We start from the raw sequence: 14,640 nt of genomic DNA, 5'->3' as shown, positions 1-14,640 counted from the left end.
GCATGGGGAGGGTGTGGGGGTTGGTGATCGGCTGTCGAATTGGTGATCAGTCGGGATCACTAGTGCGCTCTCATGCCCACTCATGTCACATTCCGCATACCAATCAGGCCCCTGAACAGACCGTTCCCGGTCGATTACAGTGCTGAGCTGTCGATCGTACGAACGTGCTGTGAGGGAGGCCCGAGGTGGGCGTGATGACATCCGGGGGTATGACCGGTGCCGCGTCCGGCGCCATCTGGGGCCGCTCGGAACAGCAGGACTTCCGCAGCCGGGTCCGCGGCACGCTGCTCGGCGCGGCCCTCGGCGACGCCCTGGGCACCCCGCTCGACGGACTCACCCTCGCCTCCATCCACGAGGCGTACGGCGCGGAGGGCCTCGCCGACCTGGCCTTCACGTACGGCAGACGCGGCGCGATCACCGACCTCACCCAGCTCACCCTCTTCACCCTGGACGGCCTGATCCGCGCCCAGGTGCGCCGCGACACGGGCGCCTGGCACCCGCCGACCGACCTGCACCGCGCCTACCGCCGCTGGGCGGCCACCCAGAGCGACTGGGGCCCCGACGAACGCCGCAAGGAGGACGGCTGGCTGGCCCACGAGGAGTGGCTGTACGCCCGCCGCGACCCGTCCCTCGCCTGCCTCCTCGGCCTCGGCGACGAGACGATGGGCACCCTGGACGCGCCCAAGAACCCCGGCGAGGCGGGCGCGGAGGCGGCGGCCCGGTCGGGCCCGTTCGGGCTCCTGGTCGGCTGGGAGCCGCAGCTCGTGATGCAGCTGGCGGTGGAGTGCGCCGCGCAGACCCACGGCCACCCGATCGGCTACCTGGCGGCGGGCGCGTACGCCGTGATCGTGCACGGTCTGGCGCGCGGCGAGGGCATGGACGCGGCCGTGCAGCGGTCCCTCGCCCTGCTGTCGGCCCGACCGGGCCACCAACCGGTGGCGGAGGCCCTCCAACGTGCCCTGGGCGCCGTACGCCAGGGCATCCCGACCCCCGCGCGGGTTGACGACCTGGCCGGCGCCGGCACGGCGGAGGGCCTCCTGTCTGTGGCGGTGTACTGCGCGCTGGTCGGCGAGGACGTCCGCCACGGCCTCGCCCTCTCGGTCAACCACAGCGGTCAGTCGGCCGTGACGGGCGCCCTGACCGGCGGCCTGCTCGGCGCCCTGCACGGCGAGACGGCCCTGCCGCCCGGCTGGCTGGCGGAGCTGGAGGGGCGTCCGACGATGCTGGTCCTCGCGGACGACTTCGCGATGGAGATGACCCAGGGGCCGGCCCTGCACGGTCCGGCGGGGTCCTCTCCGGGGTGGCTCACGCGGTATCCGCGGGCGTGAGGCCGCAGTCGGCCTCCGGTCAGAAGCCGCAGTAGACGAGGGAGCCGTTGTCGGGCAGGAGGGAGTCGCTCACCCACCCGTACGTTCCGTCGGTGTCGTTCCTGAGGTAGGTCCAGGTGGAGCCGCTGGAGCTGACGGTGTAGCAGTGGTAGTCGAGGACGTTCTGGTTGTCGGCGTAGCCGGTGACCCCACAGCTCGTGCTGGAGCCGCTGCGCTGGTTGGCGCTGACGCCCGACGTCTGCCTCGGCCACGACCTGCTGTCCAGGTCGGACACGGTCCGGCCGCAGGAGGCTTCGACACTGTGCTCATTTTTCCTCCTGGGAGGTGGCGCGATGACGTACGCAAACAGTCGCAGCGGGACCCCGGCGCAACCAGGAACGCAGCACGCAACTGACCGGCAACTGACCGGTAATCGGCCCGGCAAGTGGCCGGATGCGCACTCGCCGGACGGGGGCGGAGAGGGGGAGGGTGGGGGCGACCAGACAGCGGGGGCCAGGGGGGTTACCGATGCTGGGTGGGGTGCTGCGCGAGCGACGGCGTCGACTGGGGCTCACGCAGGAGGAGTTGGCGGAACGGGCGGGCGTCAGCGTGCGCACGATCTGCCATGTCGAGACGGGCCGTATCGAACACCCGAGACCCGCCACCGTACGACGGCTGGCGGAGGCGCTGGCCTTGACGGGAACGGACCTTGAGGAGTTCCAGCGGGCGGCGACGGGCATCCCGGACGCGTCGTCGCAGCCGCCCGAACGGTCGCAGCAGCCGCACTCGGACACGAAGCCGACCCCGGAGGCGACGCCGATACCGGGGGTGAAGTCCATACCGGCGCAACTCCCGCCCGCGCACCCGGGATTCACCGGCCGCACCGAACAACTGGGCATGCTGGACGCACTGTTGGAGGGCGAGGCGGATCAACTTCCCGCGACCGGCGCGGTCGTCATCTCCGCCATCGCGGGCACCGCGGGCGTCGGCAAGACGGCCCTCGCCGTGCACTGGGCGTCGCGGGTGGCCGCCCGGTTCCCCGACGGGCAGCTGTACGTGAACCTGCGCGGCTTCCATCCGACCGGGGCGGTGATGACGTCGGCGGAGGCGGTACGGGTGTTCCTGGACGCCTTCGAGGTGCCCGCCGAGCGGGTCCCGCAGGGCGTCGAGGCCCAGTTCGGCCTGTACCGGAGCCTTTGCGCGGGCAAACGACTGCTCGTCCTGCTGGACAACGCCCGCGACGCCGAACAGGTCAGACCGCTGCTGCCCGGCGCCCCCGGCTGTCTGGCCCTGGTGACCAGCCGCAACCAGCTCACCGGCCTCGTCGCCTCCGACGGCGCCCACCCGCTCCGCGTCGACCTGCTGACCATGACCGAGGCCAGGGAACTCCTCGCCCACCGGCTCGGCCCCGCCCGCCTGGCCGAGGACCCCCAGGCGGTCACGGAGATCATCAACCGCTGCGCCCGTCTCCCCCTCGCCCTGTCGATCGTGGCCGCCCGCGCGGCCACCGACCCCCATTTCCGCCTGACGGAGTTCGCGAACGAACTACGTGGCATGGGCATGGGCATGGATACGGGAATGGGTGCGGACACGGGTACGGGTACGGGTACGGGCGCCGGCACGGGGCTGGACCCCTTCACGGACGACGACCCCGCGACGGACGTACGGGCGGTGTTCTCCTGGTCGTACCAGCGCCTGAGCCCCGCAGCCGCCCGCCTCTTCCGCCTCCTCGGACTGTACCCCGGCCCGGACATCACCGCCCCGGCGGCGGCCGGCCTGACCGGTCTGAGACCCGAGCGGGTACGCCCGCACCTGGCCGAACTGACCCGGGCGCACCTCCTGAACCAGCATGCGCCCGGCCGCTACACCCTCCACGACCTGCTTCGCGCGTACGCCACGGAACTGACCCACGAACACGATCCGGAGCCCGACAGACGCGCCGCGCTGGACCGCCTCCTCGACCACTGTCTCCGTACGGCGGCCACGGCGTCCGAGATCCTCAGCTGGTATCGCGACCCGATCCCGCTGAAGCCCCCGGGCCCGGACGCCGCCGCACCGGAGGAACTGACCGGCCCGGCACACGCGTCGGCCTGGTTCACCGCCGAACTGCCCAACCTGACGGCGGCGGTACGCCGGGCGGCCAGGGCCGGCTTCGAGACCCACGCCTGGCAACTGGCCTGGACGATGGTGGCGTTCTTCGACCTGGCCGGCCACTGGCAGGAGTGGGTCACCACGCACCAGCAGGCGCTGGACGCGACCCGGCGGTCCGGTGACCTCGTCGGCGAGGCGCGGACCCGGCGCAACCTCGCCCGGGTCCGCTCCCGGCAGGGCCGGCACGAGGACGCCCTCGTGCATCTGCGCCGGGCGCTGAGTCTCGCCCGCGAACTCGGCGACCCGGTGGGGCAGGCGCAGGTGCTGCGCAACATGAGTACGGTGCTCGGCCGCCTCGACCGGCACGCGGAGGCGCTGGACCTCGCCGAGCAGGCGCTGGGCCTGTTCCAGGGCGCCGGGCACCGGATCGGCCAGGGCCGCGTCCTGAACCAGGTCGCCTGGCACCACTCGTACCTGGGCGACCACCAGCAGGCTGTCGCCTACTGCCGCCAATCCCTGCGCATCCTCCAGGAGTTGGGCGACCGCGACGGCGAGGGCGCCACCTGGGACACCCTGGGCTACGCCCACCACCACCTGGGCGACCACCAGGAGGCGATGGTGTGCCTCACCCACGCCCTGCGTATGCGCCGCGAGCGGGGTGACCTGGGCGAGATCGCGGAGAGCCTGGACCACTTGGCCGAGTCCCACCTGGCCCTCGGCGACCGCACGGAGGCGGCGAGTTGCTGGCGGTCCGCCCTGGACCTCCTGGACCAACTGGGCCACGTGGACGCGGACCGGGTGCGAGAGCGGTTACGGGCGGCGCAGCCGTCCGGGGTGTAGCGCCGCCAGGCCACTTTCCTCGCCCCCGCCGCCCCTACCTGTCCCATCCCTCGGGGGCTGCGCCCCCAGACCCCCCTTCGGCCTGAACGGCCTCGTCCTCAAACGCCGGACGGGCTGACTACCCAGCCCGTCCGGCGTTTGAGGACAAGGCCCGTTCAGGGCCGTAGCGGGGGTCTGGGGGCGCAGCCCCCAGGGATGGGGGGAAAGGTTGGCCGGGGTCTACGCCGGGCGGTGGCCGTGGTTCGAGCGGCCCTTCTTCGTACGCCACTTGCGCTTGCGTGTTTTTTTCGACATGTCCATCCTGCTTAGTCCGGCAGGGGGACTTCGTCGAGGGGTTACGCGCGGGCGATCGGGGCTCGTACCGCCTGGGTGAGGGTGGTGAGGTCCGTGGGGGAGAGTTCTACCTCGAGGCCCCGGCGGCCCGCCGAGACGCAGATCGTGTCGTGGGCCTCCGCCGAGGTGTCCAGGACCGTGCGGAGCTTCTTGCGCTGGCCCAGCGGGGAGATGCCGCCCCGGACGTAGCCCGTCGTGCGTTCCGCCAGGGTGGGGTCGGCCATTGATGCTCGTTTGCCTGATACCGCTGTTGCCAGTGCTTTCAGGTCCAGCTGGCCGGCCACCGGGACCACCGCGACCGTCAGGACCCCGTCCACGTCCGCCACCAGCGTCTTGAAGACACGCTCCGGCGACACCCCCATCGCCTCGGCGGCCTCCTCGCCGTACGAGGGATGCGCGGGGTCGTGCTCGTACGCGTGCACCGTGTACGGGACGCCCGCCGTCGTCAGTGCCACCGTCGCCGGTGTGCCGCCCGACTGTTGCTGTTGCTGCCTTTTCGGCTTCTTCGCCATGTCCGGATCCTGCTCCCCGTCAGTTGAGGCTCGTCGGGCCGCGTGTCAGTTCCGACGCCGGCAGGGACGGGAGGTTGCGGATGATCGCCGTCTCCGTGCGCAGGAGCGTCAGTTCCTCGCGGAGGCGGGACGCCGTGTCCGGGGCCTGGAGCAGGCGCTGCTTGGACGGGGTGTCCAGCATCATCGCCGCCGCCACCAGATACGACACCACCGCCGGTTCGTCGGGGAGTTCGGCGCCCGTCGCCAGAGAGCGTTCGCGTGCGCCCGCCAGGCGCTTCTGGTACTGGCGGAAGGCCCTCAGGACGCCCTCTGCCAGCGCGCCCGCCTCGTCGCCGGGGGATTCCTCCAGCTCCTCCAGTTCCGCCGTCAGGAACGCGCCCGACGCGTCCACCGACACCAGCCGGACCCGGGTCGTGCCGGTGGCCAGGACCTCGAAGGTGCCGTCCGCGCGTTCCCTGATCGTCGCCGCGTCGGCCACGCAGCCCACGGAGTGGAACGCCTTGAGCGGGTCGTCGCCGAAGCCCGCCGCGGGCCCGCGTTCGGGCACTGGCGTCCCGTCGGGCATGCCCTGCGCGCTGGGCGCCACCTCGTGGCCGTCCCGGATCGTCACGACGGCGAACCGGCGCGGTTCGTCCTCGGGGGTCTTCAGGAGTTCGCGCATCATGGCGCGATAACGCTCCTCGAAGATGTTCAGCGGGAGGACGAGTCCCGGGAACAGTACCGAGTTGAGCGGGAAGAGTGGCAGCCGGACGGTGGTCACGACGGGAAAGCCTAATGGTCGCCGGAGTGTGCGCGTCCGCCGTGCTCACTCCGTGGATGACCGGCGCAGGCCGCACAGCGGGCGGCGGGCGCGTTCCGGCGGATCTCCTCGCGTGCTTCGAGGAACCTGCCGAGGGGGTCGTCCGAGAACCGGTCCCAGGGGAACGACGAGGCGTACGGGCCGGTCAGACGTAGTTGCAGCAGTGCGTCCTGCCAGCGGTTCAGTGCGATCAGGACGTACGTGAGCAGGTTGCGCAGCTCGGCAGGACCCGGTGCTGCCGCCGGGAGCGTCGCCGACAGGGCGATCGCCGTGTCGGCCGCCGCGTCCAGGCGGGTCCGGTCCACCACCGCCCTGCCGTCGCCCTCGGTCAGACAGGCGAAGGCCGCGCGCAGGGGCAGCGCCTGGACGAGCGCGCCGGGCGGGGCGTCCTGTGCGGCCCACTCGGCGAAGTCGAGGCACTCACGGTGCGAGCCGCGCCCGCCCGAGGCCCGCCCGCCCGAGGTCCGGAAGGGGCCAGAGGACAGGTACTGGAGCGCCGCGACATGGCAGCCGTAGTGGTGCGGGGAGCGGCGTACGGCCTCGCCCCAGAGCCGTTCGAACTCGTCGTGGCCCGCGTCGCTGCCCCGGGCACGGTCCAGTGCGATGCGCCAGGGCACCGGGTCGCGCGGGTCGCCCGCCGCGGCCGACTCGACCAACGGGCCGGTCTGGTGGAGGAGTTCGGCCCGGGCCGGGGACTCCCAGGCGCGGGCCACCGCCAGTTCGGCCGCGACCAGCAGCGCGTCCGGGTCGTGCGGGGCGGCGGCGCGCCAGGACGTGAACCACTCGGCGCGGGAGTGCGCGAACGCGGCCAGCCGGACCACGTACCGGTCGCGGTTCTCCCAGTCGGCCGTGGCACGGGTGGCGGCCAGCAGGTCGGCCGCGGGTCCGTACTCGCCGCGGCCCGCCGCGACCAGCGCGGGGCCGAGCCGGGCGTCGGGCGCGTCGAGCAGTACCTCGTCGTCGGCGGGCAGTCCGGCGGTGGCGAGGCGTGGAGACGGCGGAGTGTTCCGTTCCGCCCGGGTGGCACGGAGGAACGCACGCAGCGAAGCCATGGTGTCGACCATTGAAAGGCGCAGGTCGGAACCGCGCCAGACCAAACGCGCACCCTGTTTTTAGTTGTACGGCCGACGGTCAAGGAATGGCAAAAGATGAATGCGGCTCAGCTTCTGCGCAGCGTCCGCGTCGCCCCCGCCGCCACCGTCGTCGCCAGGATCCAGCCGACCATGATGATCGCCGCGGCCAGCCACTGCCAGCCGCCGCGCAGCTGCCAGAAGCCGACCTGGCCCAGGTCGATCACCGGCAGCAGTAGGTCGAGGGCGAAGAGGGACGGGTTCCACGGCGGGTGCTCCCCGCTCTTCAGCGGCGGATGACTCGCGTGCGCGAACGCCACCGAAGTCGCCGCCCACAGCACCGCCATCCATACGGCGGCCCGGCCGGGCCGGTACCCGTAGGCGACCGTCCAGTCCTGCACGTACCCCCACAGCTTCGCCGCCGGCGGCAGGGTCTCGCGGCGCCGGCGCTGCTTGGCGAGCAGCACCTCGCGCGCGTCCTCGTCCTCGCCGCCGTTGCGCATCACGGTGGCCAGCCGCTCGTACGGCTCCGGGCTGTACTCGGCGGTCGCCGCCGCCACCCACGCCAGCCGCTCCGCCGGCGGGAACGGCCCCTGCGGTACGAGGTTCTCGTACCCGAAGCCGCCCATGTGCAGGTTGCCCGGTCCCGGCCAACTGCCCGCCCGGTCCACGAGGTTGACGACCTTCGCGCCCGACAGCACCACCTTGCCGCGCTCCGGCCGCTCCCCGAGGAAGCGCAGCTCGGGCGTCTGCACCCGGCGCAGCGACAGCTCCTGCTCGTCGGTGAAGTTCAGGCGGGCCCGCTCCAGGTCGACGGAGTCGCCGAACCGGCCGTCGTCCAGCCGGATTCCGCCCTGGCACTCGAAGCGCTGGATGCGGGTCCCGCGCGCGGGGGTCGTGCCGCTGGTCAGGCTCGGGTTCCAGGCGCTCGCGGGCGTCATGTACAGCGTGCGGCCCACGGTCAGCTGGGGGGCGTTGAGCGCGAGGCGCCCGTACGGGTTGGCGAGCCGGCTGCCGCGCAGGCTCAGCGAGACGCCGATCGTCGCCCCGCGCAGGCTCAGCTCGCCGTGCGACTCCAGCATCTCGGCCTGGAGGTCCTGGCCGACGCTCATGCCGTCCCCGGCGATCGAGCGCCCGCGCCGGTCCCGGTAGACGACGGCCTGGTTGAGCAGCAGATCCGTACCGATGTGCGCGTCGGTGAGCCGCGCGCCGTTGTGGAAGCGGCAGCGGGGGAGGTGCAGATCGCCCTCGGTGTGCACCCGGGCCGCCTCAAGGCGGGGCACCGAGCAGTTCACCAGCCGTACGGTCGTGAAGCGGGCCTCCGGCAGCAGGACCTCTTTCTCGAAGCGGCAGGCCTTCAGCTCGACGTACGGCACCACCGTGCCGCCCGCCAGGTCCAGCGTGCCGCTGATCTGCAGGCCGGTGAGCTTGAGGGACGACACGCGCCCGGCGAGCGCGGGCGGGCCGTCCAGGAGCAGCCAGCACACGATGCGGGCCCGCACGGTCCGGTCGGCGCCCCACGGGTGGCCGCCGTGCGGATCGTCGACGACCGTGTCGCCACTGCTCAGGTCGTACACACTGCCGTTGCGGAAGGCCTGCCACATGCCGACCTCGGCAGCGCTCAGACCCTCCGGCGGATCCCCCGTGTTCCCCGTGCCCCCCGTGCGGTTGCCGTCACCCTCGGTCACGACGTTTTCCCACTCCTCCCCGTGCCACCAAGTGTTACCTGCGAGTTTCGTACAGCCGTTCTGCCCGCTCAGTAACTCTCTGAACTCAAAACGTGAAGGTGATCTTCCAAGTTCCCGAGGATTTCGCGTCGGGTTCCTCCAGCGCGAACCGCAACGCTCTGTATCAGCCACTGATACGCGCGGACGGCGCCCAATCCGCGTCTGAGAGAATTGCTCACGTGATCTCCCGAATCGATCTGCGCGGCGACGCCCTCCCCGAGGGACCCGCCCTGCGCGACCTGCTGCCCCGAGCCGACTTCGACGTCTCGGCCGCCCTGGAGAAGGTGCGTCCGATCTGCGAGGCCGTGCATCATCGGGGCGACGCGGCGCTGATCGACTTCGCCGAGAAGTTCGACGGGGTGCGGCTGGAATCCGTACGGGTCCCCGCGCGCGCGATCGCCGACGCGCTGGAGGCGCTCGACCCGGCCGTCCGCGCGGCCCTGGAGGAGTCCATCCGCCGCGCCCGTCTCGTCCACCGCGAGCAGCGCCGTACGACGCACACGACCCAGGTCGCGCCCGGCGGCACGGTCACCGAGAAGTGGGTCCCGGTGGACCGCGTCGGGCTCTACGCACCCGGCGGCCGGTCCGTGTACCCGTCCTCCGTGATCATGAACGTCGTGCCCGCGCAGGAGGCCGGGGTCGAGTCGATCGCCCTCGCCTCCCCGGCGCAGGCCGAGTTCGACGGGCTGCCGCACCCCACCATCCTCGCCGCCTGCGCGCTGCTCGGCGTCGACGAGGTGTACGCGGCCGGTGGCGCCACCGCCGTCGCGATGTTCGCGTACGGCACCGAGTCCTGCCCGCCCGCCAACATGGTGACCGGCCCCGGCAACATCTGGGTCGTCGCCGCCAAGCGCTTCTTCACCGGCAAGATCGGCATCGACTCGGAGGCCGGACCCACCGAGATCGCGGTCCTCGCGGACGACACCGCCGACCCGGTGCACGTCGCCGCCGACCTGATCAGCCAGGCCGAGCACGACCCGCTGGCCGCCGCCGTCCTGGTCACGGACTCCGTCGCGCTCGCGGACGCGGTCGAGAAGGAGCTGGAGCCCCAGGTCGCGGCCTCCAAGCACATCGAGGACCGGATCGTCCCGGCCCTCAACGGCAGGCAGTCAGCGATCGTCCTCGTCGACGGCATCGACGAGGGCCTGAGGGTCGTCGACGCGTACGGCGCGGAGCACCTGGAGATCCAGACGGCCGACGCCGTCGCGGTGGCCGACCGGGTGCGCAACGCGGGCGCGATCTTCATCGGCCCCTGGGCACCCGTGTCCCTGGGCGACTACGCGGCCGGCTCCAACCACGTCCTGCCGACCGGCGGCTGCGCCTGCCACTCCTCCGGTCTCTCCGTCCAGTCCTTCCTGCGCGGCATCCACATCGTCGACTACACGCGGGACGCGCTGGCCGACGTGGCGCAGCACGTGGTGACGCTGGCGGAGGCGGAGGACCTGCCGGCCCACGGGGCGGCGATCAAGGCTCGGTTCGGTTGGAAGGTACCCGGAAGCAAGTGACTGGCATCGACGATCTCCCCGTACGGGACGAGCTGCGCGGCAAGTCGCCGTACGGCGCGCCCCAGCTCGACGTCCCCGTACGGCTGAACACCAACGAGAACCCTTACCCGCTGCCCGAAGCGCTCGTCGAGCGGATCGCCGAGCGGGTGCGCGAGGCGGCCCGGAACCTCAACCGCTACCCCGACCGGGACGCCGTGGAGCTGCGTACGCAGCTCGCCAAGTACCTGACGGACACCTCCGGGCACGAGGTCGGCCTCGCCAACGTGTGGGCCGCCAACGGCTCCAACGAGGTCATCCAGCAGCTGCTGCAGACCTTCGGCGGACCCGGGCGTACCGCGATCGGCTTCGAGCCCTCGTACTCGATGCACGGCCTCATCGCGCGCGGGACGGGCACCGGCTGGATCTCCGGCCCCCGGAACGCCGACTTCACGATCGATCGCGCGGCGGCCGAGCAGGCCATCGCCGAGCACAGGCCGGACGTCGTGTTCATCACCACGCCCAACAACCCGACCGGGAACGCGGTCCCGCGCGGGACGGTCCTCGCGCTGTACGAGGCCGCGCAGGCCGCCAAGCCGTCGATGGTCGTGGTCGACGAGGCGTACATCGAGTTCAGCCACGGCGACTCGCTGCTGCCCCTCATCGAAGGTCGGCCGAATCTCGTCGTCTCGCGGACCATGTCCAAGGCGTTCGGGGCGGCGGGCCTGCGCCTCGGCTATCTCGCCGCGCACCCGGCCGTCGTCGACGCCGTACAGCTCGTACGGCTGCCCTACCACCTGTCGGCCGTGGCCCAGGCGACCGCCCTGGCCGCTCTGGAGCACACCGACACGCTGCTGAAGTACGTCGAGCAGCTGAAGGCCGAGCGGGACCGGCTGGTCGCCGAACTGCGCGCCATCGGGTTCGACGTCACCGACTCCGACGCCAACTTCGTGCAGTTCGGCACCTTCGCCGACTCGCACACCGCCTGGCAGTACATCCTCGACCAGGGCGTCCTGGTCCGGGACAACGGCGTACCGGGATGGCTGCGGGTCAGCGCCGGAACCCCCGCCGAAAACGACGCGTTCCTCGACGCGGTACGTGAACTGAAGAAGGAGCAGGACGAGTCATGAGCCGCGTCGGACGCGTGGAGCGCACCACCAAGGAGACGTCGGTCCTCGTCGAGATCGACCTCGACGGCACCGGCAAGGTCGAGGTGTCGACGGGTGTCGGCTTCTACGACCACATGCTCGACCAGCTCGGCCGGCACGGTCTGTTCGACCTGACCGTGAAGACCGAGGGCGACCTGCACATCGACTCGCACCACACCATCGAGGACACCGCCCTCGCCCTCGGCGCCGCCTTCAAGCAGGCCCTCGGCGACAAGGTGGGCATCTACCGCTTCGGCAACTGCACGGTCCCCCTGGACGAGTCCCTCGCCCAGGTCACCGTCGACCTGTCCGGCCGCCCCTACCTCGTGCACACCGAGCCCGAGAAGATGGCGCCGATGATCGGCGAGTACGACACCACGATGACCCGGCACATCCTGGAGTCCTTCGTCGCCCAGGCCCAGATCGCCCTGCACGTGCACGTGCCCTATGGACGCAACGCCCACCACATCGTGGAGTGCCAGTTCAAGGCCCTCGCGCGGGCACTGCGGTACGCCTCGGAGCGCGACCCGCGCGCGGTGGGCATCCTCCCCTCCACGAAGGGCGCCCTGTAAGCCATGAGCGGCCTCTCCACCGTACTGATCGTCGTCGGGCTCTTCCTGGCCGGCGGGGTCTACTCCTTCGCCAAGCAGAAGATGCCCGCGAGCCTCATCGTGTTGCTGTCGATAGGCGCCGGGATGTGTCTCGTCGCCGGCGTGCTGAGGCTGGAGGTCTGGAATTGAGTAGCTCCGGCAAGAAACGGCAACGAGTGGTCGTCTTCGACTACGGCTTCGGCAATGTCCGGTCCGCCGAACGCGCTCTCGCGCGCGCGGGTGCCGACGTCGAGATAACGCGTGACTTCGACAAGGCCATGAACGCGGACGGGCTGCTGGTGCCGGGCGTCGGCGCCTTCGCCGCCTGTATGCGGGGCCTCAAGGAGGCGCGCGGCGACTGGATCGTCGGGCGCCGGTTGGCCGGCGGGCGTCCCGTGATGGGCATCTGCGTGGGCATGCAGATCCTGTTCGCGCGCGGGATCGAGCACGGCGTCGAGACCGAGGGCCTCGACGAGTGGCCCGGTTCGGTCGAGCCGCTCCAGGCCGACATCGTGCCCCACATGGGCTGGAACACCGTCGACGCCCCGGCGGACTCCCAGCTCTTCGCGGGCCTGGACGCCGACGCGCGCTTCTACTTCGTCCACTCGTACGCCGTCCACGACTGGTCCCTGGAGATCACGAACCCGCTGATGCGCGCCCCCGGGGTCACCTGGTCGACACACGGCAAGCCCTTCGTGGCCGCCGTGGAGAACGGCGCCCTGTGGGCCACCCAGTTCCACCCCGAGAAGTCCGGCGACGCCGGAGCGCAGCTGCTGAACAACTGGATCGGAACCCTCTGATGCCCTCGAAGCTCGAACTCCTCCCCGCCGTCGACGTCCGCGACGGCCAGGCCGTCCGCCTCGTGCACGGCGAGTCCGGCACGGAGACCTCGTACGGCTCCCCCCTGGAGGCCGCCCTCGCCTGGCAGCGCTCGGGCGCCGAGTGGCTGCACCTGGTCGACCTGGACGCGGCCTTCGGCACCGGCGACAACCGCAAGCTGATCGCCGAGGTCGCCGGCGCGATGGACATCAAGGTGGAGCTGTCCGGCGGCATCCGCGACGACGACACGCTGGCCGCCGCCCTGGCGACGGGCTGCACGCGCGTGAACCTCGGTACGGCCGCCCTGGAGACCCCGGAGTGGGTCGCCAAGGTCATCGCCGAGCACGGCGACAAGATCGCGGTCGGCCTGGACGTCCGCGGAACCACCCTCCGCGGACGCGGCTGGACCCGGGACGGCGGCGACCTCTACGAGACGCTGGAGCGGCTCAACGGCGAGGGCTGCGCGCGCTATGTCGTGACCGACATCGCCAAGGACGGCACGCTCCAGGGCCCCAACCTGGAGCTGCTGCGCAACGTCTGCGCGGCGACCGACCGCCCGGTCGTGGCCTCCGGCGGCGTGTCCTCCCTGGACGACCTCCGTGCCATCGCCGAGCTGGTGCCGCTCGGCGTCGAGGGCTCCATCGTCGGGAAGGCCCTCTACGCGAAGGCGTTCACCCTGGAAGAGGCCCTGGAGGCGGTGGCCAAGTGAGCGACGTACGGCGTGTCACGACCGGTGCCCCCTGGGAGGATGCCTTCGGCTACTCCCGCGCGGTGGAGCTGCCCAACGGCCTGGTGCTGGTCTCAGGCTGCACGTCCATCGTCGACGGCGAGATCGCCGGAGGCGGACCGTACGAGCAGGCGGTCAACTCCTTCAACGTCGCGTTCGCGGCGCTGGAGCAGCTCGGGCTCGGCCGTGACCACGTCGTGCGTACGCGCATGTACATCACCCACGCGCGGGACGTGGACGACGTCGGACGCGCCCACAAGGAGCTGTTCGACGCCGTCCGGCCCGCCGCATCGATGATCATCGTCTCCGGTCTCGTGGACCCCAGCCTGGTCGTCGAGGTCGAGGTGGAGGCGTACCGCCCCGGCGGAGGAGACGGAGAGACCGCAGCATGACCCTTGCCGTACGAGTCATCCCCTGCCTGGACGTCGACAACGGCCGGGTCGTCAAGGGCGTCAACTTCCAGAACCTGCGCGACGCGGGCGACCCCGTCGAGATGGCCAAGGTGTACGACGCCGAGGGCGCCGACGAACTGACGTTCCTGGACATCACCGCCTCGTCGGGCAACCGCGAGACCACCTACGACGTGGTCCGGCGCACCGCCGAGCAGGTGTTCATCCCGCTCACCGTGGGCGGCGGGGTACGCGCGGCCGAGGACGTCGACAAGCTGCTGCGGGCCGGGGCGGACAAGGTGGGCGTCAACACGGCCGCCATCGCGCGTCCGGAGCTGATCCGGGAGATCGCGGAGCGGTTCGGGCGGCAGGTGCTGGTGCTGTCCGTGGACGCGCGGCGCACCCCTTCCCGCAACAGCTCGTACGGGTCCTTCGAGGTCACCACCCATGGGGGGCGGCGCGGCACCGGTATCGACGCGGTGGAGTGGGCTCACCAGGCCGCTGAACTGGGCGCCGGGGAGATTCTGCTCAACTCGATGGACGCGGACGGGACGAAGGACGGGTACGACATCGAGATGATCGAGGCTGTGCGCAAGCATGTGCGCGTGCCGTTGATCGCCAGTGGGGGAGCGGGGCGGTTGGCCGACTTCCCGCCGGCTGTCGCGGCGGGGGCCGACGCCGTCCTGGCCGCCTCCGTCTTTCACTTCGGGGATCTTCGGATCGGGCAGGTGAAGGATGTGTTGCGGGAGGCTGGGCATCCTGTTCGGTGACGCGTGGTTTTTTGACTGCGGGTCCGTCGTGGCTGGT

The 14,640-nt window shown here is 71.5% G+C and carries 15 protein-coding genes; 10 read left to right on the top strand and 5 right to left on the bottom strand.

Translation table 11 applies throughout. The features are described from left to right. Positions 1-194: 194 nt before the first annotated feature. The gene (locus ACWDR4_RS26980) at positions 195-1,328 is read left to right on the top strand and encodes an ADP-ribosylglycohydrolase family protein (RefSeq protein WP_450412449.1); all 1,134 of its coding nucleotides are present in this window, start codon (positions 195-197) and stop codon (positions 1,326-1,328) included. Between the two features lie 19 nt (positions 1,329-1,347). Here ACWDR4_RS26980 and ACWDR4_RS26975 read toward each other — a convergent pair whose 3' ends face one another. Then, the gene (locus tag ACWDR4_RS26975; protein WP_450412447.1) at positions 1,348-1,602 is read right to left on the bottom strand and encodes an SH3 domain-containing protein; all 255 of its coding nucleotides are present in this window, start codon (positions 1,600-1,602) and stop codon (positions 1,348-1,350) included. Between the two features lie 233 nt (positions 1,603-1,835). Here ACWDR4_RS26975 and ACWDR4_RS26970 point away from each other — a divergent pair, with 233 nt between their 5' ends. Further along, the gene (locus ACWDR4_RS26970; protein WP_450412445.1) at positions 1,836-4,238 is read left to right on the top strand and encodes an ATP-binding protein; all 2,403 of its coding nucleotides are present in this window, start codon (positions 1,836-1,838) and stop codon (positions 4,236-4,238) included. Positions 4,239-4,573: 335 nt separating this feature from the next. Here ACWDR4_RS26970 and ybaK read toward each other — a convergent pair whose 3' ends face one another. The 4 genes from ybaK to ACWDR4_RS26950 form a co-directional block, all read right to left on the bottom strand. After that, on the bottom strand, positions 4,574-5,083 hold the full coding sequence (ybaK, locus tag ACWDR4_RS26965) for a Cys-tRNA(Pro) deacylase (RefSeq protein WP_450412443.1): 510 nt from the start codon (positions 5,081-5,083) through the stop codon (positions 4,574-4,576). A gap of 19 nt (positions 5,084-5,102) precedes the next feature. Continuing rightward, positions 5,103-5,843, bottom strand: a complete 741-nt coding sequence (locus ACWDR4_RS26960; RefSeq protein ID WP_450412441.1) for an LON peptidase substrate-binding domain-containing protein — start codon at positions 5,841-5,843, stop codon at positions 5,103-5,105. A gap of 11 nt (positions 5,844-5,854) precedes the next feature. After that, positions 5,855-6,946 carry a hypothetical protein gene (locus tag ACWDR4_RS26955; protein WP_450412439.1) on the bottom strand — a complete coding sequence of 364 codons (1,092 nt, stop codon included), beginning with the start codon at positions 6,944-6,946 and terminating at the stop codon, positions 5,855-5,857. 95 nt (positions 6,947-7,041) lie between these two features. Next, positions 7,042-8,640, bottom strand: a complete 1,599-nt coding sequence (locus ACWDR4_RS26950) for an oxidoreductase (protein ID WP_450412437.1) — start codon at positions 8,638-8,640, stop codon at positions 7,042-7,044. A gap of 218 nt (positions 8,641-8,858) precedes the next feature. Here ACWDR4_RS26950 and hisD point away from each other — a divergent pair, with 218 nt between their 5' ends. The 8 genes from hisD to hisF are packed head-to-tail and all read left to right on the top strand — an operon-like array spanning position 8,859 to position 14,603. Continuing rightward, a complete protein-coding gene (gene hisD / locus ACWDR4_RS26945) occupies positions 8,859-10,184 on the top strand; it encodes a histidinol dehydrogenase (RefSeq protein WP_450412435.1) in 1,326 nt (441 codons plus the stop codon). Continuing rightward, positions 10,181-11,290 carry a histidinol-phosphate transaminase gene (locus ACWDR4_RS26940; RefSeq protein WP_450412433.1) on the top strand — a complete coding sequence of 370 codons (1,110 nt, stop codon included), beginning with the start codon at positions 10,181-10,183 and terminating at the stop codon, positions 11,288-11,290. Before hisD ends, ACWDR4_RS26940 begins: the two co-directional genes overlap by 4 nt. Further along, a complete protein-coding gene (gene hisB, locus ACWDR4_RS26935; RefSeq protein WP_105975738.1) occupies positions 11,287-11,880 on the top strand; it encodes an imidazoleglycerol-phosphate dehydratase HisB in 594 nt (197 codons plus the stop codon). The genes ACWDR4_RS26940 and hisB overlap by 4 nt, the downstream gene beginning before the upstream one ends. Positions 11,881-11,883: 3 nt before the next feature. Continuing rightward, entirely contained in the window at positions 11,884-12,048 is a 165-nt protein-coding gene (locus tag ACWDR4_RS26930; RefSeq protein ID WP_369035095.1) for a hypothetical protein, read from the top strand. After that, positions 12,039-12,698 carry an imidazole glycerol phosphate synthase subunit HisH gene (gene hisH / locus ACWDR4_RS26925; RefSeq protein WP_450412528.1) on the top strand — a complete coding sequence of 220 codons (660 nt, stop codon included), beginning with the start codon at positions 12,039-12,041 and terminating at the stop codon, positions 12,696-12,698. Before ACWDR4_RS26930 ends, hisH begins: the two co-directional genes overlap by 10 nt. After that, positions 12,698-13,426, top strand: coding sequence for a bifunctional 1-(5-phosphoribosyl)-5-((5-phosphoribosylamino)methylideneamino)imidazole-4-carboxamide isomerase/phosphoribosylanthranilate isomerase PriA (gene priA, locus ACWDR4_RS26920; protein WP_450412430.1), 729 nt, complete (start codon positions 12,698-12,700; stop codon positions 13,424-13,426). The genes hisH and priA overlap by 1 nt, the downstream gene beginning before the upstream one ends. Continuing rightward, positions 13,423-13,836: a RidA family protein gene (locus ACWDR4_RS26915; protein WP_450412428.1), complete on the top strand. Its 414-nt coding sequence runs from the start codon at positions 13,423-13,425 to the stop codon at positions 13,834-13,836. The genes priA and ACWDR4_RS26915 overlap by 4 nt, the downstream gene beginning before the upstream one ends. Further along, the gene (gene hisF / locus ACWDR4_RS26910) at positions 13,833-14,603 is read left to right on the top strand and encodes an imidazole glycerol phosphate synthase subunit HisF (RefSeq protein ID WP_450412426.1); all 771 of its coding nucleotides are present in this window, start codon (positions 13,833-13,835) and stop codon (positions 14,601-14,603) included. Before ACWDR4_RS26915 ends, hisF begins: the two co-directional genes overlap by 4 nt. The last annotated feature ends 37 nt before the right edge of the window (positions 14,604-14,640 follow it).

Source organism: Streptomyces sp. NPDC000878, from assembly GCF_053599695.1.
This window is presented reverse-complemented; position numbering and strand designations above follow the sequence as displayed.

What these genes read in the sequence shown, in the direction of transcription:
- ACWDR4_RS26980 (WP_450412449.1), top strand. Translation starts at nt 195, where the DNA reads ATGACATCCGGGGGTATGACCGGTGCCGCGTCCGGCGCCATCTGGGGC.
- ACWDR4_RS26970 (WP_450412445.1), top strand. Translation starts at nt 1,836, where the DNA reads ATGCTGGGTGGGGTGCTGCGCGAGCGACGGCGTCGACTGGGGCTCACG.
- ybaK (WP_450412443.1), bottom strand. Translation starts at nt 5,083, where the DNA reads ATGGCGAAGAAGCCGAAAAGGCAGCAACAGCAACAGTCGGGCGGCACA.
- ACWDR4_RS26955 (WP_450412439.1), bottom strand. Translation starts at nt 6,946, where the DNA reads ATGGTCGACACCATGGCTTCGCTGCGTGCGTTCCTCCGTGCCACCCGG.
- hisB (WP_105975738.1), top strand. Translation starts at nt 11,287, where the DNA reads ATGAGCCGCGTCGGACGCGTGGAGCGCACCACCAAGGAGACGTCGGTC.
- ACWDR4_RS26930 (WP_369035095.1), top strand. Translation starts at nt 11,884, where the DNA reads ATGAGCGGCCTCTCCACCGTACTGATCGTCGTCGGGCTCTTCCTGGCC.
- priA (WP_450412430.1), top strand. Translation starts at nt 12,698, where the DNA reads ATGCCCTCGAAGCTCGAACTCCTCCCCGCCGTCGACGTCCGCGACGGC.
- hisF (WP_450412426.1), top strand. Translation starts at nt 13,833, where the DNA reads ATGACCCTTGCCGTACGAGTCATCCCCTGCCTGGACGTCGACAACGGC.